Origin of the sequence: Dactylosporangium sp. NPDC000521 (assembly GCF_042898305.1) — a bacterium.
In the GTDB taxonomy this organism is placed as follows: Bacteria; Actinomycetota; Actinomycetes; order Mycobacteriales; family Micromonosporaceae; genus Dactylosporangium.
Window position 1 is genome coordinate 200,867 of sequence record NZ_JBIAYW010000003.1, and the last position, 19,879, is coordinate 220,745.

At 72.6% G+C, this 19,879-nt stretch carries 18 protein-coding genes; 13 read left to right on the forward strand and 5 right to left on the reverse strand.

Going from position 1 to position 19,879, the window contains the following annotated elements; genetic code table 11:
- Positions 1-12: 12 nt before the first annotated feature.
- From ACFY3L_RS11095 to ACFY3L_RS11110, 4 genes are all read left to right on the forward strand, one after another.
- Positions 13-957: an ROK family glucokinase gene (locus ACFY3L_RS11095; RefSeq protein ID WP_389321542.1), complete on the forward strand. Its 945-nt coding sequence runs from the start codon at positions 13-15 to the stop codon at positions 955-957.
- Positions 954-1,628, forward strand: a complete 675-nt coding sequence (locus tag ACFY3L_RS11100) for an endonuclease/exonuclease/phosphatase family protein (protein ID WP_389321544.1) — start codon at positions 954-956, stop codon at positions 1,626-1,628. The genes ACFY3L_RS11095 and ACFY3L_RS11100 overlap by 4 nt, the downstream gene beginning before the upstream one ends.
- 282 nt (positions 1,629-1,910) lie before the next feature.
- Positions 1,911-3,314 carry a flavin-containing monooxygenase gene (locus tag ACFY3L_RS11105; protein WP_389321546.1) on the forward strand — a complete coding sequence of 468 codons (1,404 nt, stop codon included), beginning with the start codon at positions 1,911-1,913 and terminating at the stop codon, positions 3,312-3,314.
- 32 nt (positions 3,315-3,346) lie between these two features.
- Positions 3,347-4,150 (forward strand): alpha/beta hydrolase, encoded by an 804-nt coding sequence (locus ACFY3L_RS11110; protein ID WP_389322586.1) that lies wholly within the window; start codon positions 3,347-3,349, stop codon positions 4,148-4,150.
- A gap of 62 nt (positions 4,151-4,212) precedes the next feature.
- On the opposite strand, the gene ACFY3L_RS11115 is transcribed toward ACFY3L_RS11110, so the two are convergent.
- Positions 4,213-5,064, reverse strand: coding sequence for a DUF308 domain-containing protein (locus ACFY3L_RS11115; protein ID WP_389321548.1), 852 nt, complete (start codon positions 5,062-5,064; stop codon positions 4,213-4,215).
- A 180-nt stretch (positions 5,065-5,244) separates the two neighbouring features.
- Here ACFY3L_RS11115 and ACFY3L_RS11120 point away from each other — a divergent pair, with 180 nt between their 5' ends.
- Complete coding sequence (locus ACFY3L_RS11120; RefSeq protein ID WP_389321550.1) at positions 5,245-5,946, forward strand: lysophospholipid acyltransferase family protein; 702 nt, start codon at positions 5,245-5,247, stop codon at positions 5,944-5,946.
- A gap of 304 nt (positions 5,947-6,250) precedes the next feature.
- On the opposite strand, the gene ACFY3L_RS11125 is transcribed toward ACFY3L_RS11120, so the two are convergent.
- On the reverse strand, positions 6,251-9,883 hold the full coding sequence (locus tag ACFY3L_RS11125) for an AAA family ATPase (protein WP_389321552.1): 3,633 nt from the start codon (positions 9,881-9,883) through the stop codon (positions 6,251-6,253).
- 91 nt (positions 9,884-9,974) lie between these two features.
- Entirely contained in the window at positions 9,975-10,667 is a 693-nt protein-coding gene (locus tag ACFY3L_RS11130) for a Crp/Fnr family transcriptional regulator (RefSeq protein WP_344506284.1), read from the reverse strand.
- Between the two features lie 294 nt (positions 10,668-10,961).
- Between ACFY3L_RS11130 and ACFY3L_RS11135 the strand changes: the two genes are divergently transcribed.
- Both ACFY3L_RS11135 and ACFY3L_RS11140 read left to right on the forward strand, forming a co-directional pair.
- Positions 10,962-11,864 (forward strand): phosphotransferase, encoded by a 903-nt coding sequence (locus tag ACFY3L_RS11135; protein WP_389321555.1) that lies wholly within the window; start codon positions 10,962-10,964, stop codon positions 11,862-11,864.
- Between the two features lie 63 nt (positions 11,865-11,927).
- Positions 11,928-12,425, forward strand: coding sequence for a polyadenylate-specific 3'-exoribonuclease AS (locus tag ACFY3L_RS11140; protein WP_389321557.1), 498 nt, complete (start codon positions 11,928-11,930; stop codon positions 12,423-12,425).
- 201 nt (positions 12,426-12,626) lie between these two features.
- Here the strand turns inward: ACFY3L_RS11140 and ACFY3L_RS11145 are convergent, their stop codons facing one another.
- Entirely contained in the window at positions 12,627-13,106 is a 480-nt protein-coding gene (locus ACFY3L_RS11145) for an ABA4-like family protein (RefSeq protein ID WP_389321559.1), read from the reverse strand.
- Positions 13,106-14,071, reverse strand: coding sequence for a hypothetical protein (locus tag ACFY3L_RS11150; RefSeq protein WP_389321561.1), 966 nt, complete (start codon positions 14,069-14,071; stop codon positions 13,106-13,108). The genes ACFY3L_RS11145 and ACFY3L_RS11150 overlap by 1 nt, the downstream gene beginning before the upstream one ends.
- A 97-nt stretch (positions 14,072-14,168) precedes the next feature.
- Between ACFY3L_RS11150 and ACFY3L_RS11155 the strand changes: the two genes are divergently transcribed.
- The 6 genes from ACFY3L_RS11155 (at position 14,169) to ACFY3L_RS11180 (ending at position 19,767) form a co-directional block, all read left to right on the forward strand.
- A complete protein-coding gene (locus tag ACFY3L_RS11155) occupies positions 14,169-14,819 on the forward strand; it encodes a MerR family transcriptional regulator (protein WP_389321563.1) in 651 nt (216 codons plus the stop codon).
- A 156-nt stretch (positions 14,820-14,975) separates the two neighbouring features.
- On the forward strand, positions 14,976-16,004 hold the full coding sequence (locus ACFY3L_RS11160; protein WP_389321565.1) for a 6-phosphofructokinase: 1,029 nt from the start codon (positions 14,976-14,978) through the stop codon (positions 16,002-16,004).
- 39 nt (positions 16,005-16,043) lie between these two features.
- Positions 16,044-16,880, forward strand: a complete 837-nt coding sequence (gene proC, locus ACFY3L_RS11165; RefSeq protein WP_389321567.1) for a pyrroline-5-carboxylate reductase — start codon at positions 16,044-16,046, stop codon at positions 16,878-16,880.
- A gap of 55 nt (positions 16,881-16,935) precedes the next feature.
- Positions 16,936-17,451, forward strand: a complete 516-nt coding sequence (locus ACFY3L_RS11170; RefSeq protein WP_389321569.1) for a DUF2199 domain-containing protein — start codon at positions 16,936-16,938, stop codon at positions 17,449-17,451.
- 234 nt (positions 17,452-17,685) lie between these two features.
- Complete coding sequence (locus ACFY3L_RS11175) at positions 17,686-18,768, forward strand: FHA domain-containing protein (RefSeq protein WP_389321571.1); 1,083 nt, start codon at positions 17,686-17,688, stop codon at positions 18,766-18,768.
- 510 nt (positions 18,769-19,278) lie between these two features.
- The gene (locus ACFY3L_RS11180; protein WP_389321573.1) at positions 19,279-19,767 is read left to right on the forward strand and encodes a DsbA family protein; all 489 of its coding nucleotides are present in this window, start codon (positions 19,279-19,281) and stop codon (positions 19,765-19,767) included.
- Positions 19,768-19,879: the final 112 nt, after the last annotated feature.

Genomic DNA, 19,879 nt, shown 5'->3' on the forward strand with positions numbered 1-19,879 from the left:
GAGACAGACGCGGTGGGATTGACCATCGGAGTCGACATCGGCGGAACCAAGGTCCTCGGCGGAGTCGTCGACTCGGCGGGTGACGTCCTCGCGCAGACCCGGCGCGACACGCCGGCGCAGGACTCGTCGCAGACGGCCGACCGGATCATCGAGGTGATCCAGGAGCTGGCCGCCGCGCACCCCGTCGATGCCGTCGGCATCGGCGCGGCCGGCTGGATCGACGCGACCCGCTCGATCGTGCAGTTCGCCCCCAACCTCGCCTGGCGCAACGAGCCGCTGCGCGAGAAGATTACCGCCGCGGTCGGCCTGCCCGTCGTCGTGGAGAACGACGCCAACGCCGCCACCTGGGCCGAGTTCCAGTTCGGCGCCGGCCACGACGCAGACAGCTCGATGGTCCTCTTCACCGTCGGCACCGGCATCGGCGGCGGCGTCGTCATCAACGGCGGCCTCATCCGCGGCACCAACGGCATCGCCGCCGAGCTCGGCCACATGACGATGGTCCCCAACGGCCACCCCTGTGGCTGCGGGCGCAGCGGCTGCCTCGAGCAGTACGCCAGCGGCAACGCCCTTGTCCGCTTCGCCAAGGCCGACGCGCGCAAGCACCCGGAGCTCGCCGAGCAGCTCCTCGGCCTCGTCGGCGGCGACGCCGACGCCATCAAGGGGCAGTTCGTGACGGAGGCCGCCCGCCTCGGCGACGCCGTCGCGACCGGCGCGTTCGAGCAGATCGGCCGCTGGCTCGGCGTCGCCCTCGCCGACATCGTGCAGATCCTCGACCCGCAGGTCATCGTCGTCGGCGGCGGTGTCATCGACGCCGGCGACCTGCTCATGAAGCCGGCCCGGGCCAGCTACGAGGAGCAGCTCGCCCAGCGCGGCCGGCTCCCCGTCGCCGAGATCCGCCCCGCCCTCATGGGCAACCTCGCGGGAGTGGTCGGAGCCGCCGACCTGGCGCGCGTATGAGCAAACTCCGGGTCCTCTCGTACAACCTGCACAGCCTGAAGGACGACCGTCGCGCCCTCTCGCAGGTCGTGCGGGAGATCGCGCCCGACGTGGCGATCCTGCAGGAGGCGCCCCGCCGCTTCCGGTGGCGGCAGAAGTCGGCGGCCCTCGCCCGCGACTTCGAGCTCGTCATCGGCGGCGGCGGCCTGCCGTCCCTGGGCAACCTCATCCTCGTCAACCTGCGCGTCCGCCCCGTCGACGCCTTCGACATCCGCTATCCGCTGACCCCCGGCCGGCACATGCGCGGCGCCGCGTTCGTCCGCGGCCGCGTCGGGCGGTCGGCGTTCGCGGTCGCCGGCTCCCACCTGTCCACCGACGCCACCGAACGCCCCAGCCAGGCCGCTCTGCTCAAACAGCACCTGAACTCGCTGGCCGAGCCGGTCATCTTCGCCGCCGACCTCAACGAGAACTCCGGCGGCGCCGCCTGGCGCACCCTGGCCGACGGCCTCGTCGACAGCGCCGGCACCGACGCCCGCCACACGTTCCCGTGCTCCGCCCCCCGCGAACGCCTCGACGTCGTCTTCGTCGACCCCCGCATCACCGTCCTGTCCTACGAGGTCGTCGACACCCCCGCCGCCCGCCAGGCCAGCGACCACTTCCCAGTCGTCGTCGAGCTCGACCTGCCCGAGTAGCCCGCTTCCCGCCCCGCCTTCCGCCGACCGGCCCGCGGATAGTTGCGCCGACGCGACCTGCGGTCGCGACAACCCGTCACGGCCCCCTCATGATCCCGAAGACTTCTTGTCGTCGTAGCAGCAAGAACCCTTCCGGATCATGGCGGAGGGAGCGCTCGCGTGACGTGCGGGACTGGACAAACCAGCGCCGAGCGGACGAGGATCTGGCCGCGACAGGGCGTGCGCGGCGACCGGAGCGCGCGCGGTGCAGTGGGGACGCGGTGCAGTGGGGAGACGACGCGGGTGACGAGCTTCGACGAACTGGCCGGCGGCGCGACCCACTGGCGCGACGGCGAACCCGTCTACGACCGCGGCGACACCGTCTGCGTCATCGGCGCCGGCGGCACCGGCCTCACCGCGATCAAGAACCTCCGCGAGGCGGGCTTCGGCGTCGACTGCTACGAGCGCGAGACCGGCGTCGGCGGCGGGTGGAACTGGCGGCACGACCGCAGCCCCGTGTACTCCAGCACGCACCTGATCTCGTCGAAGCCGTTCACGCAGTTCCCCGACTTCCCGATGCCCGACGACTGGCCCGACTACCCGCACCACTCGCAGCTGCTCGCCTACTTCGAGCGGTACGCCGACCACTTCTCGCTGCGGGAGCACATCTGGTTCGGCACCGAGGTCGCCCGGGTCGAACCCGCCGGCGACCCGGGCGGCGGCCTGCCGCGGTGGGACGTCACCGTCCGCGGCTCGCGGGGCGGGGCGCCACGCACCATGCGCTACGCCGCCGTCGTGGTCGCCAACGGGCACAACTGGTGGCCGAAGATGCCCGAGTACGAAGGGCTCGAGGACTTCCGCGGCAAGGTCATCCACGCCAGCCAGTACAAGGACGCCTCCCAGCTGCGAGGACGCAAGGTGCTGGTCGTCGGGGCCGGCAACACCGGCTGCGACATCGCGGTCGAGGCGGCCCAGCAGGCGGCGAAGTGCTGGCACTCGACCCGCCGCGGCTACTGGTACGCGCCGAAATACGCCCTCGGCAAGCCTGCCGACCAGGTCAACGACCGGATCCTCGCGATGCGGCTGCCGTTCCGGCTGCGCCAGTGGCTGCTGCAGCGCACGATCAACATGACCGTCGGCGACCTGACCCGTTTCGGCCTGCCGAAGCCGGAGCACGGCCTGCTCGAGATGCACCCGCTCGTCAACAGCCAGCTGCCGTACTACCTCGGACACGGCGGGATCACTGCGCTGCCCGACGTCAAACGCTTCGACCGCACCGAGGTCGTCCTGTCCGACGGCCGCACCATCGAACCCGACCTGGTCGTCTTCGCCACCGGGTACCTGCCGAACTTCGACTTCCTCGCCCCGGAGCTGCTGTCGACGGACTCGTCCGGCCGCCCCCGGCTGGCGCTGCAGATGCTGTCACGCACCCACCCGACCCTCGCCGTCGCCGGACTGCTGCAGCCCGACTCGGGGGTGTTCACCCTCGCCCACTGGCAGGCGGTGTTCATCGCCCAGTGGCTGCGTGTCCTCGACGCGTCGCCGACCCGCGCGCAGGCCCTGTGGGCGAAGCTGCGCCAGGACGGCGACCGGCGCTTCACCGCCGGCAAGGTCACCGACTCGACCCGGCACTGGTTCGAGGTGAGCCACTTCGTGTACCTGCAGGAGCTGGAGAAGTCCCTGCACGAGCTGGAGGCGGTCCGTTGACCACCCGTGCCCCGTCCGCCACGACCCGCGTCATGCGCTCCGACGAGTGGTCGTCCCCGCCGAAGCCGGTCCGGCGCGAGGTCCTGTTCGAGGAGGCCGCCTCGACTTCGTCGTCTTTGGCCGCTGACGACCGCCCGCCGGTGCTGTTCGTCCCCGGGTACGGCCACGGCGCCTGGGCCTTCGCCCAGCACTGGCTGGAGCACACCGCCGGCCGGGGCTTCCCCGCCGCGGCGATGAGCCTGCGCGGCCACGGTGGCAGCGGCCCCGACCCCGACGCCCGCCTGCGCGACTACGTCCACGACGTCACCCAGGTCGCCGCCGGCCTGCCGAAACAGGCGATCCTCGTCGGCCACGGCACCGGCGCCCTCGTCGTGGCGATGGCCCTCGCCCGGTACCCGGCCCGCGCCGGCGTCCTCGTCGCCCCCGTCTTCGGCGGCCTGGGCACCGCCTTCGGCCTGCTGCGCCGCAACCCCGTCGGCACGCTCCCCGGCCTCTTCGGCGGCCACGTCAGCCTGCGCCCCGCGCAGCTGTTCAGCCGCTCGCTGCCCGCCTCGGCGGCCCAGTCGTTCGCCGCCCGCCTCCAACGCGTCCCCGCCGCCGCGCAGCGCCAGCTCATCCGCCGCCAGGAGCCCGAACCCCCGGTCGGCACCCCGCCGGTCCTCGTCGCCGGCAGCCCCGACGACCGGGTGGTCTCCGTCTCGGCGCTGGAGTGGGTCGCCCGCAGGTACGGCGGCTCCCCGCTCCTCTTCCCGGGCATGGGCCACAACCTGATGCTCGACGCGCGCTGGCAAGAACCCATCGACGCCATCCTCGACTGGCTGGAGAAGCCCACCTGACCGCATGCGGTGCCGACGCTGGCAGGTGCGGCGGGCCGTTGCCGGGGGAGGGGCGGACGGGGTCAGACGCGGGCGCCGTTGTCGGGGTCGTCGTCCTCTTCGTCGCCGGGGCGCAGGCGCAGGATCAGGGTGACGAAGCCGCTCAGCAGCAGGGCGAAGCCCAGGAACAGGGTGGACTGGGGGCCGAAGACCGGCAGGAGGTCGGGCCAGATCAGCAGGATCAGGCCGCCGACCAGGGCCAGGACCGCCAGGACGGTCGACGGGGCGATCCGTGGCAGCGGGGGTGGGGGAGGCGGGGTGTAGCCGGCGTCCTCGTCCTCGTCGTCGGGCAGGTCGGCGCCGAAGGAGTCCAGGCTGTCCAGCAGGGAGCGGTCGACGGCGTCGGAGGCGCGGCGCAGCGGGGTGCGGGGGGCCGGCTCGGTGTCCATGTCGGCGGCGGTGGAGCCGGAGGAGTCGAGGTCCTCGGCGGCGGGCCAGGGGGCGCTGGTCGGATCGACGGTGGTATGGAAGCCGGCGATGATGCTGGCGAACGCCTCGTCGTCCGACTTGCGGCTCGTCTTGGCCTCCTGGGATGACTGGGATGGCTGGGATGGCGGTGCCGTGGCGGGTTGGGGGGCCTCGGCGGGTGGGGTGTGCTGCTCGGGCACGGCGGTAAGCTGGGTGAAATAGTCGCGGGCCGTGGCGAGGTGGTCACGATCAGCGTAGAGCCGGTCGGTGGGTCTGACGGGCAGGGTCGTGGTGCGCGTCACCGGGTGCAGGTCGGTGGCGGGCTGCAGATAGGCGGCGATGCCGCCCGCCGCCAGGACGTCCAGCAGGTGCTCGCCGACCCGCGGGTCGACGTCACCGACGATCGCGTACTCCTGCGCTACCAGGCCGTTGTCGCGCCGGCCGCGCCGCGCCCCACCCCCTGGCACCGCCTGCCCCTCCCCGCGGCCGACACCGCGACGACCGGGTCCGCCGCGAAAAAACCGCTGACCGAAATCCTGACACGCGCACGGGCGGTTCCGGGAGTGCGTTGTGGTGTGCCGAACTGGTTCGTAGGCTCTTTGCGACGGTCATCACCGATTGTCTGGCAGATCTTGGAAGGTTGAGCGGTGCTCTACTGGTTCCTCAAGTACATCGTCCTCGGGCCTGTGCTGAAGCTCATCTTCCGTCCAAGGGTGGAGGGGCTGGAGCACGTCCCCGCCGAGGGGCCCGTGATCATCGCCAGCAACCACCTGTCGTTCGCGGACTCGATCTTCATGCCGTTGAGTGTCAAGCGGCGGGTGACGTTTCCGGCCAAAGCAGAGTATTTCACCGGCAAGGGCATCAAGGGTCGCCTGATCAAGCTGTTCTTCGCCGGCACGGGGCAGGTGCCGATCGACCGTTCCGGCGGGAAGGCGGCGCGGGCCGCGCTGGAGGTCGGTCTCAAGATCCTCCGGGAGGGTGGCATCTTCGGCATCTACCCCGAGGGCACCCGCTCGCCGGACGGCCGGCTCTACCGGGGCAAGACCGGCGTGGCCCGGCTCGCGCTGGAGTCCGGCGCCGTGGTCGTGCCGGTGGCGATGATGAACATGGACAAGGTTCAGCCGATCGGGCAGATCCTGCCGAACCTGAAGCGCGTGCACATCCGCTTCGGGCCGGCGTTGGACTTCTCCCGGTACGCGGGGATGGCCGGCGACCGCTTCATCGAGCGTGCCGTCACCGACGAGATCATGTACGAGCTGATGACCCTCTCCGGTCGCGAGTACATCGACATGTACGCGCAGAAGGTGAAGAGCGCGCCGGAGCCGGAGAAGCAGCCTGTGGCGGCGTAGGCGGCACCTCGACCGGCGTAGGCGGCACCTCGACCGGCGCAGGCGCGCCGGAGCTGCGTAGGGGAGCCGGAAGCATCGCAGACGAGCCGGAAGCATCGCAGACGAGCCGGACGCGGCGCAGGCGGGCACCCTCAACAGCGGCGCAAGCGGCGCAGTCGGGCGACCCAGCAGCGGTGCTGGCGGGCAACCGAGCAGCGGCGCAGGCAGGTGGTTCAGCAGCGGCGCAGGCGAGCGTTCCAAAAGCGCGTGGACGGCAGCTCCGCCTACAACGGCGCAGGCAGCCGCCGCCGCCGGGGCCGCGCCCCTACAACGGCGTTGGCGGCAGCTCCGCGAGCGTCAGCAGCATCGGCGCGCCGGCCTGCGTGGCGAAGGCGACCAGCTCGCTGCGCCACGGCTCGAGGCGCTCCGCGGCGGACGGGCCCAGCCGCCCGAGCGCCTGCACGGCCCAGGTGAGCGACAGCATGCGGGCGGAGGCGTTGGGGATCTCGCCGTACAGCTCCGCGGCGGCGAGGTGCATGTCGGCGGCCCGGGCGAAGTCCCCGTCGACGAACGCGATCGCCCCGGTGATCGTCCGCAGCGCCGCCTCGACCCACGGCGTGCGGTGCGGCACGTCGGCGAGCATGTCGCGGATCGCCAGCATCGCGACCCGGCCGGCGAGGACGGCGGCGTGGGCGGTCGCGTCGATCCACTCGCCGCTGGCGATCGCCCGTACCTCCCGCCAGGTCTTGGCGAGCTCGACGATCAGCGCCTCGGCGTCCCGTGAACGGCCCTGCAGCGCCCGGCAGAGGGCGCCGTGGCCGAGGACGGTCCACTGCAGGCGGTAGAAGCCGCTGCGCTGGCCGGCGGCGAGGAGGTCCTCGATCTCGTCGGCGTTGATGAACGGCTCGCCGCGCAGGATCTTCATCCACGCGTGCGCGCCGCGGACCTGCAGGTCCCACTCGGAGGCGGGGTCGCGTTCGGCGACGCCGATGAGGGTGGCCCAGTCGCCGGTGAAGTACGCGACCTGCGCGACGTTGGAGTAGCCGGTGGCGAGGGTGTGGCTGCCGGGCACGGTATTCCGGGTGCTCTCGTACATCGCCGCCGACGCGGTCCAGTCGCCGTCCTCGAGCAGCGCCCACGCCACGTTGCGCATCGCCCGGTGCTCCGACAGCAGCCGCCGCTCCCGGCACACCTCGAGGGCGGCCTGCAGCTCGACCAGGCCGGACCGGTCGCCGGCCTGGAAGAGCGCGGTGCCGATGGTGATCCGGGCGCTGGTCGCGACCTCGATGAGGCCGAGCCGGTCGGCGATCTCCGCGGCGGCGCTGGCCGCGGCCACGGCGGGCTCGACCTCGAAGTTGGACATGTGCAGGCGGCCGAGCTCGGCGTACGCGTCGGCCTTCTCCGGCGCGTCCGGCAGCTCGTCGAACAGCTCCACGGCCCGGTCCAGGCACGACAGGGCGCCGAGCCGGTCGGCGCGCAGCCATGCGGCCTGCCCGCGGATCGTCCAGGCCCGGGCGGCGCTGGCCTGCTCACCGGCCGCGTAGAGCCGCTCGGCGAGGCTGGCCAGCTGGTCCGTGCCCGCCCTGCCCGCGTCGGGGTTTCTGGTTCCGCCGGATCCCGCTGTACCGGCAGTGCCCGCCGGACCGGCGCCGGCCGTACCGAGGAACGACTCCGGGTCGGCGTAGAAGGCGATCTCCGTGGCCAGGAGCTCGATCCGCAGCCGCTCGCCCTGGTCGGTGCTGTCGTCGCAGAGGGCGAGGGCCTTGCCGGCGTGGGCGGCGGCCGCGTCGAGGGCGTGCAGCGCGTACGCGCGGCGGGCCGCCCGGTACAGCGCCTCCCGTGCCGGCACGCTGTAGCGGGGCGCGTCGAGGCCGAGCGAGCCGGCGATCTCGTAGGCGGTGTACCGGTGGTTGGCGACGACCTCGGCGAGGTCGGTGTCGCGGTCGGCGGCCACGCTGTCGAGCCAGGCGGCGGTCAGCTCGTGCCGGGCGACCCGTTCGGTGCGGGGGAGCCGCTGGTAGCAGACGTCGCGGACGAGGACGTGGCCGAAGCGGTACTCCGTCTGCCCCTCCATCGTCGAGGCGGCCTGCTCGTGGATGAGGTCGCGCTGCTCGAGGCGGCGCAGGGAGCGCTCGATGCCGTCGGCGGGGCGGCTCATCGCGGCGGCGACCGCGCCGGGCCAGAAGTTCATGCCGACGACCGCGGCGGCCTGCAGCACCGCCCGGTCGGCGGCCTCGAGGAGGTCGACCCGGTTGGCGATGACCGCGTGGACGCTGTCGGGCATCGGCAGCACCCGATTGAGGGCGTCGGAGGTGCGGACGTTGCCCTGCTCGGCGAGCATGCGGGTGTACTCGAGCGCGTACAGCGGGTTGCCGTCGGCGAGCTCGACGAGTGAGTTGAGCGAGTGGCCGGGGAACGCGGCCTGCCCGAGCAGGTGCGCGTACATGGTGGCGATCTCGGCGTCGCGCAGCGGCGGCAGCGTGATCGTGACCGAGCCGGCGATGGCGCCGGCCCAGCTGGCGTTGCGCTCCAGGAACTCCGGCCGGGCGGTCGACAGCAGGAGCAGGGGCACGTCCCGCACCGACGCGCCGAGACGCTCCACGAAGCGCACCATCGACTCGTCGGCCCAGTGCAGGTCCTCGAAGACCAGGACGGTCGGCCGGTGCGCGGCGAGCGCGACCACGAAGCGCCGCCAGGCGGACTCGGTCTCGTCGGGGGCGAGCTTCGGCCCGGGCAGGCCGACGAGCGGGCTGAGCGCGTCGGCGAGCCGCTCCGCCTCCGACGGGGTGACGATCACGCTGAGGGCCGTGTCGAGCCGCGCGCGGGCGGTCTCGGCGCTGTCGGTGTCGAGGATGCCGGCCTGCGCCTTGACGATGTCGGCGAGCGCGGCGTAGGTCACGTTCTCCCCGAACGGGGGGCAGCGGCCGGTGCGCCACGCGACGGGTGCGTCGAAGAGCCGCTCGGCGTGCAGGAACAGCTCATGTACGAGCCGGCTCTTGCCGATCCCGGCGTGCCCGATGACGGTGACCAGCTGCGGGGTGCGCTCGCGCAGCCCCCGGTGCAGGGCGTTGACCAGCAGGCTGAGCTCGTGGGTGCGGTTGACCAGGGGCGTGGAGCCGGCCTCCCGGTCGGGGTGGTTGCGCCGCAGCGGCGCGAGGGCCAGCCACACCTCGGTGGGGGTGGAGCGGCCACGCAGCGTGGCGGGGGGCTGCGCCTCGTAGCGGATCGAGGACTTGGTCAGCGCATACGTGCTGCCGCAGACGAGGACCCCGCCGGGCGGGGCGAGGGACTGCAGCCGGGAGGCGGTGTTGACGACGTCGCCGGCGACGATCGCCTGGCCGCCGTCGCGGGCCGCGGCCACGTCGACGAGCGCCTCGCCGGTCGCGACCCCGACGCGGAAGCGCAGCGCCCGCTCGCCCTCGCCGGTGCTGGCATACCGGGCGAGCACCCGCTGCAGCTCCAGGCCGGCGCGCACGCAGCGCACGGCGTCGGTCTCGGTGGCCACGGGCGCGCCGAAGAGCGCCATGACGGCGTCGCCGATGTACTTCTCGACGACCCCGCCGTACTGGCCGATGACCTCGCGGGCGGTGGAGAAGAAGCCCTTCTGCAGCTCTCGGACCAGCTCGGGGTCGGCGCGCTCGACATAGGGCGTGAAGTCGATCAGGTCGACGAACAGGACACTGATCCGCCGGCGGTCCTCGCTGCGGGTGGCGGGGATCGGCACGGTGGCGCGGCCGATGTGGCCACCGCCACGGTCGGCGCGGCCCGCCGGGCCGCTGCCTGCGCCGGTGGCGGCGCGGGGGGTGCCGCAGCCGGTGCAGAACGACGCGTCCGGGGCGAGCGAGCGGCCGCACGTCGCGCAGGCCGGGCTCAGCTCGGCGCCGCATCCACCGCAGAACCGGTCACCATCGCCTGACTGGCGGCCGCAGCGTGCGCACTGACTGGAAATCGCCGACACTCCCTGATTCGGATCCCCGCACATCCTCACACGCCGGGGACCCGATCGACCACCGCGTTGCGACACGCAACGCGGTGGTGCGACACGCAGGTCAGCGGTCGGTCATCCCGGCGCGGCGGCGCAGGGCGCTGAGGTCGGTCACGACGATCCGCCGGCCCTCGGTGCGCAGCCAGCCGCGGCTGGCGAACGACCCGATGGCCTGGTTGACGCTCTGCCGGGAGCCGCCGGCCATCTCCGCCAGCTGGCTCTGGTTGAGCTCGATGGTCACCATCGGCGCGTTGGTCTCGCCGGCGAGCCGGACGAGGGTCTTGGCGACGCGGCCGGGCAGGTCGAGGAAGACGTGGTCGGCGTTCTGCTCGGTGAGGCGCCGGATGAGCGCGCCGAGCGAGCGCATGACCGCGTCCAGGATGCGCGGGTTGGCGTGGACGAGCTCGATGAACGCGTGCCGGGACAGCGCCAGGGCCTGGCAGTCCTCGATCGCCTCCGCGGACGCGGACCGGGCCGCGCCGTCCAGCAGCGACACCTCGCCGAGCGTGTCGGGCGGGCGGACGACCGACAGGACCGCGCGCTCGCCGGTCGGCGCGGTCCGGAACACCATCACGGCACCGCGCTTGAGCACGATGAGTGACTCGCCCGGATCGTTTTCGACGAACAGCAGCTGGCCTTTGCGGTATGTCCGTGGCACTGCCGCCTGGATGACCCGCTGACGCACATCGGGATCCAGGCCACTGAACATATCCACGCCGGTCAGAGCGTCGCCGGGATCTGGCAGCCGACCCTCCACGGTCAAACCCCTCCCGGTGCAGCGTTGATCGGTCCCATGATCACCCTAGGTGATCGCGGGCACAGTACGGAAACTTCTACCAGATCATGACGCGCGTGTCGGAGTCTGTACATCCCCCGCATCGGCTCACTGACAGCCCGCGCATGAGCCCGCAGGCAGGCTAGTGCCAGCACGCGAACCGCTGGGGGGCGGGGTTGGTGTCGGATGCCCGGGGGGACGGTGGTGCGAGCACCGCTCCCCGGGTGTCTGCCGTTCACCGGGCATCGACGCGGTTGTGGGCGCATAATGCGCAACGTGGCCCCCGCTGCCGACCAGGTGCACACGGCACTGCGCAGGAGTTGGCAGTGCAACCCCGGTCAGTGCATTCCTCTCGGCGACGCCGCCTGGCAGGTCAAGATCGACGGTGGCCAATTCGATGTGACTCCGCGCGATGCGGCCCAGTTCGTGGTGAAATGGGCTCCGGCGGCCGCACGGCACGGTTTCGAGGCCGGCCTGAGCGCCGCCGAGCACGTCGACGCGGCGGGCGTCTGCGCCGGACGCCCGGTCCGGGCCGCCGACGGCGCGCTCACCACGGCGCTCTCCTCACGCGCGGGTGACGGCGTCCTCGCGCTGATGTGCCTGGTCCCCGGCCGTCCGCTGCGCGCCGACGACCCGCTCGACCAGTCGTGGTGGGGTGGCGCGCTCGGCGCCGCCCATCGCAGCCTGCGCCGGTTCGTGCACCCTGACCTGGCGAAGTTCCAGGCCGCGGCGGTGCCGGCGGCGGCGCCGCACCTGGCGATGGAGCCGTGGCTCGGCCCGGTCGTCACCGAGACCGCCGCCGTGGTGCGCCGCATCATGGTCACCGACCAGCTCACCTACGGGGTCCGGCACGGCGCGCCGGCCGCCGCCCGCTTCCGCCTCGACGCCGGCACCGGGCGGGTCGGACTGGTCGGCTGGGCCGCCGCCGGCACCGGTCCGCTGCTGTACGACCTCGCCCACGCCGTCCTCTGCGCGGGCGACGCCGGGACGGAGGCCCTGGTCGACGCGTACGTGCGGGCCGGGCCGGTCCCGGCCGACGAGTGCGTCGCGGTCCTGCCGGCGATGCTCGCGCTGCGCGCCGCCACCCGCGCCGCCGCCGTCGCCGAGAGGATCCACGCCGGCGGCGGCACACCCCGCGACCACGCCGAGCTGACCAGGATGGCCGCGCTGCTGCTGTGAGCCGACCTTACGGCCCTACCCTGCCGCCGCACCGCCGGGCGGCGACGGGGCAGGATGGGAGCGGTGTCGGCATATCGCTACTTCTACGACTGTGAGTTCATCGAGGACGGTCGCCTGATCGACCTGGTCTCCATCGGGGTGGTGGACGAGCACGGCCGGGAGTACTACGCGGTCTCCACGGAGTTCGACGGGTCGCGGGCCGTGCCGTGGGTGCGCCGCAACGTCCTGGACAAGCTGCCGTCGCCGGCCGACAAGGCATGGCGCTCCCGCGAGCGGATCCGCGACGAGCTGCTCGAGTTCCTCGTCGAGCCGCTGCGCGCCGGCGAGGCCGACGAGCTGGAGCTGTGGGCGTGGTATGCCGCCTACGACCACGTCGCCCTCGCCCAACTGTGGGGGCCGATGCCGACGCTGCCCCGGGAGATCCCCCGGTTCACCAAGGACCTGCGCCAGCTGTGGGACGAGACGGGCCGGCCGCCCCTGCCGGCGGCGGAGGGGCGGCACGACGCGCTCGTCGACGCCAAGCACAACCTCGCCAGGTGGCGGGTCATGCACCCCGCGTGAGCACGTCCCGCGTCGCGCCGGCGGGTCATGCGCCCCTCGCGTGAGCGCGTCCAGGGCCGTGCCGGCGGGTCATGCGCCCCTCGCGTGAGCGCGTCCCAGGTCGCGCCGGCGGGTCATGCGCCCCTCGCGTGAGCGCGTCCCGGGCCGTGCCGGCGGATCATGTACCCCCCGCGTGAGCGCGTCCAGGGCCGTGCCGGCGGGTCATGTACTCCGCGTGAGCGCGTCCTGGTCGCTCTGGCGGGGGCGTGCACCCGGCGTGACGGGCCGCCTCGTCAGCGGGGTGCGTAACGCGAGGTACAGGGGCAGGCCGATCGGCGAGAGCAGGATCGTCAGCATCAGCAGCGGCGCCATGATCAGCGGGTGGACCCGCCGCTCCCGGCTGTCCAGGTAGATCCAGCGGCCGACGAGCAGGTCCCACGCGAGGACCTGCGCCCACACGGCGGCGACCACGTCGTCGTCGGCGAACAGCGCCCGCACGCCGGCCAGGTCGGGGTTGAGCATCTCCGTGGCGAACTCCCGCAGCACCGGCGCGATCGCGAACGCCCACACCACCAGTGCCGGCAGGGCGATGTGCACCGACCCGGCGATCCGCTCCGACCAGCGCCACCCCGGCGCGACGATCATCAGCGCCCAGAACGGCACGACGACCAGGAACGCGAGCTGGAACAGCGTGTCTGCCATCAGTGGACCTCGCTCAGCATCCGTGCCTCGGCGGCGATGGGCTCCACGGTACGGCGGCCGCCCAGCGCCCACATCGTGCCCGCGACGGTGGCCAGAAGTACGACGCCCAGGGCGGCGAGCGTCAGCCCGTCCGGGTCCACGATCGACTGGCCGCGCAGCGCCTGCCAGACGAGCAGGCCGGTGAGGGCCGCGTACGCGAGGCCGGCCAACGTCACGAGGCGCGCCCGGACCTGGCCGGGGCGCAGCCGCGCGAAAAGCCGCGAGGCGAGCGCCAGCAGGAACCCGAGCAGCGGCAATGCCTGCAGGGCGTGCATGCCGATGAAGTGCCCGATGCGCAGGTCGCCGCCGGTGGTGCTCCAGCCGACCAGGGGCAGGCCCGGGCCGCCGTCGGCGACGCCGACGCTGTGCGCGCCGACGACCGTGGGCGACTCGCCCGCCGGCAGGTCGAGCTGCGCCTTCGTCGGCATGGTCATGAGGAAGCCGACCATCATGCCGGCGAGGCCGACGACCAGCCCGAAGCGGACCGCCAGGGCGTTCGCCCGGTCCGGCAGCCGCTGGATCAGCAGCAGGACCGCGAGGATCAGCGTGCACACCCAGGCGACCGCGATCGTGGCGCCCATCACGCTGTACAGCGTCGAGTCGAGCGGCGTCTGGTTGTTGAAGTGGCTCTGCCGCCCCCGTGCCGCCTGCGCGACGATGATCACGATCTCGGTGGTGAGCGCGGCGACGGACACGGTGCCCAGCCACCAGCCGAGCCGTTGCCGCCGGTCCAGCAGCGACAGCATCCAGGCGATGGTGACGGAGTAGACGGCGATGGAGACCGAGAACTTGAACGGCTTCAGCCAGAGCGGCGCGCCGACCAGCTCGCGGTCGTCGAGGAAGACGCCTGCGCCGGTCAGGACCGCGAGGACGGTCAGCCCCGCGGCGCTGATGACGAGGGGGCGGTGCAGCTGTGCGAGACGCATCAGAGGCTCCCAGCAATTTGGATAGTCGAACTATCGATAGCGGCACTCTCCACTATTGGAGAGTTACACTATCCGTGTCAACCCTGAGAGGACCCTGATGCGCATCGCTGAGCTGAGCCAGAAGACCGGCGTGCCCGTGCCGACGATCAAGTACTACCTACGGGAGGGGCTGCTCCCGGCCGGCGAGCTGACCAGCCCCAACCAGGCCAGGTATGACGATCGACACGTCCAGCGGCTGCGGCTGGTGCGGGTCCTGCTCGACATCGGGCGGCTGCCGATCGCCACCATCCGCGACCTGCTCACTGAGCTCGACCAGCCCGACCCCGACGTGCACGAGGTGCTCGGCCGGGCCCTGCCGGCCTCTGCCGGCACCCGCGAGACCAGCGACCCGGCGATGCTCGCCGCGGCGCACGAGCGGGTGAGGACGCTGGTCAAGCAGCGCGGCTGGCTGGTGTCGGACAACGCCCGCACCCGGCAGGCCGCGGCCGAGGTCGTCGCCGCGTTTCAGCAGGTCGGCGCCGATGTCGAGCACCTGCTGGAGCAGTACGCTGATCTCGCCGAGCGGATCGCCGTGCACGACCTGCGCTTCGTCGCCCAGGCGGAGGGCAACGAGGGCAAGCTGCACGCCGCCGTGGTCGGCTCGATCCTCGGGGACTCCCTGCTCGCGGCCCTGCGGCGAATGGCGCAGGAGCACGAGTCGGCCAAGATGTTCGGCATCCGCGACGACTCCTGTGACGACGGCTGTTAGGACGGATGTGCCGACTGGTGCGACGTCGGCGCGTTCAGGAGGAGCGACTACAGTCGCTGTGAATCGGCAGCGTCGCCATCGAGTGGGACCCTCCGGCTCGGCCGTGCCCCGTCAGGGTGGTCGAGCAGCACCGCAACCAGGAAGGCAAGATCTAGCATGCGTATCGGCGTACTGACCGGGGGCGGCGACTGCCCCGGCCTCAACGCGGTCATCCGGGCCGTGGTCCGCAAGGGCATCGCCACCTACGGTCACGAGTTCGTGGGCTTCCGCGACGGCTGGCGTGGTCCCCTCGAGGGTCACACCCGTGAGCTGGGCATCGCTCAGGTCCGTGGCATCCTGCCGCGCGGCGGCACCATCCTCGGCTCCTCCCGGACCAACCCGTTCAAGATCGACGGCGGCGTTGAGAAGATCAAGTCGAACCTGGCCGACCTCGGCATCGACGCGCTCGTCGCGATCGGCGGCGAGGACACCCTCGGTGTCGCGGCGAAGCTGACCGACCTGGGCGTCAACGTCGTCGGCGTGCCGAAGACGATCGACAACGACCTCGGTGCGACCGACTACACGTTCGGCTTCGACACCGCCGTCAACATCGCGATGGAGGCGATCGACCGGCTGCACACCACCGCCGAGTCGCACCACCGCACCCTCGTCGTCGAGGTCATGGGCCGCCACGCCGGCTGGATCGCGCTGCACGCCGGCCTCGCCGGTGGCGCCAACGTCATCCTCCTGCCGGAGCGGCAGTTCGACGTCGACCAGGTCGCCGGCTACGTCGAGAAGCGCTTCCAGACGCAGTACTCGCCGATCGTCGTCGTCGCCGAGGGCGCCCAGCCGCTCGACGGCCAGATGGTGCTGCACAACCAGGAGCTCGACGCGTTCGGCCACGTCCGCCTCGGCGGCATCGGCCAGTGGCTCGCCGAGCAGCTGGAGGCGAAGACCGGCAAGGAGGCCCGCACCGTCGTGCTCGGCCACATCCAGCGCGGTGGCACGCCGACCGCGTTCGACCGGGTCCTCGCCACCCGCTTCGGCCTGGGCGCGATCGACGCCGTCCACGAGGGCGACTTCGGCAAGATGGTGGCGCTGCAGTCCACCGACATCGTCCGCGTGCCGCTCGCCGAGGCGACCCGTGAGCTCAAGACCGTCCCGGTCGAGCGCTACACCGAGGCCGAGGTCTTCTTCGGCTCCTGAGCCCGTCGCGGGCCCGGTCGTCATGACCGGGCCCGCATCATGTCCTTCTTGAAACTGGGGAGTGGGTTCGTGCGGACCATCGCCGTCTTCGGTGCCGGCAAGCTCGGTGAGGTGCTGCTGTCCGGGTTGCTGCGGGCCGGCTGGCCCGCCGAGCGGCTCCTGGCCACCGCCCGCCGGCCCGAGCGGGCCAAGGAGCTGCAGGAGCGCTACGGCATCCAGGTCGTGGACAGCGCCACCGCGCTGCAGACCGCCGACGTGCTCACCATCGCGGTGAAGCCGCAGGACGCCGGCACGCTGCTGGCGGAGCTCGGCCCCCAGCTGCCCCCGGGCAAGCTGGTCGTGTCGCTCTGCGCCGGCCTGCCCACCTCGTTCTTCGCCAAGCACCTGCCCGAGGGCACCCCGGTCGTCCGTGTGATGACCAACACGCCCGCCCTCGTCGACGAGGCGATGACCGCGATCTCGGCCGGCTCGCACGCCACCGCCGAGCACCTCGCGCTCACCGAGGAGATGTTCCGCCCCCTCGGCCGCACGATCCGCGTCCCCGAGTCGCAGCAGGACGCCGTCACCGCCCTGTCCGGCTCCGGCCCCGCGTACTTCTACTTCCTCGTCGAGGCGATGACCGACGCCGGCATCCTCCTCGGCCTGCCGCGCCAGGTCGCGCACGACCTCATCGTGCAGACCGCGATCGGCTCCGCGGTGATGCTGCGCGAGTCGGGGGAGCACCCCGTCAAGCTCCGCGAGGCCGTGACCTCGCCGGCCGGCACCACCATCAACGCCATCCGTGAGCTGGAGAACCACGGTGTACGGGCAGCGCTCCTCGCCGCCCTCGAAGCCGCCCGCGACCGCGCCCGGGAGCTCGCCGCGCAGAGCGGCTGAAAGCCGCCCGCGACCGCGCCCGGGAACTCGCCGCGCAGAGTGGTTGAATCTGCCGGTGACCGTCACCTGTACGTGCTGCGGCACGGAGCTCGGCGACGTGCCGAGCATGTGGTCGTTCTCCGCCCCTGACACCTGGGGCGTCCCCGGCATCGGCGGAGCGTCCTTCCTGGAGGAGGAGCTCTGCTTCGTGGAGCTGCCCGACCTCGATGAGCAGCACTTCTTCCTCCGGGCGCTGATCGAGGTCCCGGTCCGTGCCAGCAGCTCCCCGTCGGAGCCGGGCGCGCTCACGTACAGCGTCTGGGTCAGCCTCAGTCCGGCCGGCTTCGCCCGTGCCGTCGAGCAGTGGGAGGACCCCGGCCGCGCCGCCGAGCCGCCGTTCTTCGGCCAGCTGGCCAACCGCATCCCCGGCCACCCCGAGACGCTCCGGCTGCGGGTGCGGGTCCACACCCGCCCGCCCGGCCTGCGCCCCCTCGTCGAGATCCGCGCCCACGACCACCCCCTCGCGGTGTGGCAGCGCGACGGCATCCCCGCGCACGAGCTGCCGGCCGTCGCGGCCGCCTGCGGCGGCTGAGGTGTGTCCGCCGCCTGCGGCTGACAGTTGGTTCATTCAAGTATTCACCCGTATCTAGGGTGATCCAGTGCCCGTACCGTTACATGCAGTGAAGCTTGTGCATGTCGCGACCGGGTGGCCCCCCTCCGGTCGCGGGTCCCGCGCTCGGCGCTCTTCCCCAGCCGGCGAGCGCGGCGTGAAGCCCGCCGTCGGCCGCAGAGGTGGTCGGCGGCGGCTTTGCGGCATGATAACCGGGTGCGATTCGAAACCAGCCGTGCGCTCGACGCGATCGAGCGGAGACTGAGCGTCGACCCCCTCGCAGCCGGCGGGGTCATCGACCTGGTGGAGGCTGCCCGCAGCGTCGACCTCGACGGCGGCCGCCCGGCCGCCCTGCTGCGCCTCGGCTTGTTCGTCGACGCCCTGAGCCGGCAGCTCGGCGACGGCGGCGTCGGCCTGTACGCCGTGGCCGAACGCGGCGCCATGTCCGACACCGACTTCACCTCCAACGAGCGCATGGTCCTGCGCCGCTGGTCCGACGACGGGCTGATCGAGATGCTACCGCCGGGCGCCCGGCCGGCCGCCAGGGCGCGGGAGGTCGCCGCGCTGACCGGCCTGCCGCTGATCAGCCGCACGCCCCTGCCCGGCCACCCCGGCCCGGTGTACCTCACCACCGGCGCGTCCGGCGGGATGGAGCTCACCCTCGCCCCGTCCACGGGTTCGTCGCCCCGGCCGCATCCCGTGCTCAGCCGGTACTGGCGCTGCGCCGCCGCCGACTGCCCGACCCTCGGCCGCCAGCCCGCGGCCGGCGCCGGCCAGCCACCCCCGGCCCTGCCCAGCGGTGCACCCGTCTGCCCGCGCCACGGCGAGCGCCTCATCGACGCGGGCCCCCGCCCCGTCGCCATGACGATGGCGGTCCGCATCAACGGCGCCGTCCGCGCCCGCTTCCCCCTCACCTCCGCCCGCCCCGTCGTCGTCGGCCGTGCCCCCGACGAGCCCGGCGGCATCACCATCGGCAACTGGCTCGACGACCAGTCCACCCGCCGTGTCAGCCGCAACCACGTCCGCCTGGAGCTCCGCGACGGCATGGTCCTCGTCACCGACGTCAGCACCAACGGCGCCGGCCTGCTCGCCCGCACCGGCTCCTCGGTCCCGCCCCGCGAGGTCGACCTCCACCGCGGCGAACCGAAGGCGATGGGGGAGTGGGACGAGGTCGAGCTGTACCCGGAGGTCACCGTCGGCCGCGCCGACCGCCCACCGTCCTCGGTCGCCAGGGGCGGCGCCACCAACTCGGTCATGGCCGACGCCCCCACCATCGCCCTCCGCCTGCCCAAGCAGTAGCCACCCCGGCACCTGCCACCGGGACGACCGCTGCTCGAACGACCGCTGCTGGGCGGCTGCTCGGAGCGCTGCTGCTCGGGTGGTTGGTGTCCGGACGGTGGCTGCCGGACGGCCGCCGCTCGGGGCCTGGGCGCTTGGACGGCCGCTGCTCGGAGGGCGGCTGCTTGGACGGGCGGCTGCTTGGACGGGCGGCTGCTTGGACGGGCGGCTGCTTGGACGGCGGCTGCTTGGACGGCGGCTGTTCGGAGGGCGGCTGTTCGGAGGGCGGCTGCTCGGAGGGCCGCTGCTCGGAGGGCCGCTGCTCGGAGGGCCGCTGCTCGGAGGGCCGCTGCTCGGATAAGTCCAGGCGCAAGCACCGGACTTATCCGACATTTCGCATTTGTCGGGCAGGAGCTAGCGGAGAGCCGGGCGCGGCGCGCGAGCTGTGAGCTGGGCGGTGTGCGGCACAGGCCCGGGGGTTGTGGGTGGATCGGGTCGACTAGAGCATGCCGTGGTGGGCAGGTGCGTCGGATGGACAACGACCACGCGCAGGGCCCGGCCGACGCACCGCTCACGCTGCTCGAGTACGGGGACTACCAGTGCCCGAACACGGGCCGGGCGTTCGGTGTCGTGGAGCGCCTCCAGCTGCACTTCGCCGAGCGGTTGCGCTTCGTGTTCCGGCACTTCCCGCTGGTCGACCAGCACCCGCGGGCGATGCCGGCGGCGCTGCTCGCGGAGGCGGCCGCCGACGCCGGATCGTTCTGGGGCATGCACGCGCTGCTCCTGTCGCACCAGAACAACCTCGAGGACCCGGACCTGTCCAGGTACGCGGAACAGTTCGGCCTTCCCGGCATGGGCGGCACCCGCGTGCACTACGAACGTGTCGACGCCGACCTGGCCGCCGGTCGCGCCGCGGGGGTGACCCGGACGCCGGCGTTCTTCGTGAACGGCGTCCCGCACGAGGGCGGATTCGACTTCGGCTCCCTGGTTGAGGCGGTCGAGAAGGGGGTAAACGGGTGAGATCAGGGTGAACAAGGTCGATTGCCGGAAGAGTTACGGGTTGTCCTGCCTAGGATCTTTGAGAATAAACACAGCCAATTTTGAGCTGAACGAAGGTTGCCGCTAAGACGGT

What these genes read in the sequence shown, in the direction of transcription:
- ACFY3L_RS11100 (WP_389321544.1), top strand. Translation starts at nt 954, where the DNA reads ATGAGCAAACTCCGGGTCCTCTCGTACAACCTGCACAGCCTGAAGGAC.
- ACFY3L_RS11110 (WP_389322586.1), top strand. Translation starts at nt 3,347, where the DNA reads ATGCGCTCCGACGAGTGGTCGTCCCCGCCGAAGCCGGTCCGGCGCGAG.
- ACFY3L_RS11145 (WP_389321559.1), bottom strand. Translation starts at nt 13,106, where the DNA reads ATGGCAGACACGCTGTTCCAGCTCGCGTTCCTGGTCGTCGTGCCGTTC.
- ACFY3L_RS11150 (WP_389321561.1), bottom strand. Translation starts at nt 14,071, where the DNA reads ATGCGTCTCGCACAGCTGCACCGCCCCCTCGTCATCAGCGCCGCGGGG.
- ACFY3L_RS11155 (WP_389321563.1), top strand. Translation starts at nt 14,169, where the DNA reads ATGCGCATCGCTGAGCTGAGCCAGAAGACCGGCGTGCCCGTGCCGACG.
- ACFY3L_RS11160 (WP_389321565.1), top strand. Translation starts at nt 14,976, where the DNA reads ATGCGTATCGGCGTACTGACCGGGGGCGGCGACTGCCCCGGCCTCAAC.
- proC (WP_389321567.1), top strand. Translation starts at nt 16,044, where the DNA reads ATGTCCTTCTTGAAACTGGGGAGTGGGTTCGTGCGGACCATCGCCGTC.
- ACFY3L_RS11180 (WP_389321573.1), top strand. Translation starts at nt 19,279, where the DNA reads ATGGACAACGACCACGCGCAGGGCCCGGCCGACGCACCGCTCACGCTG.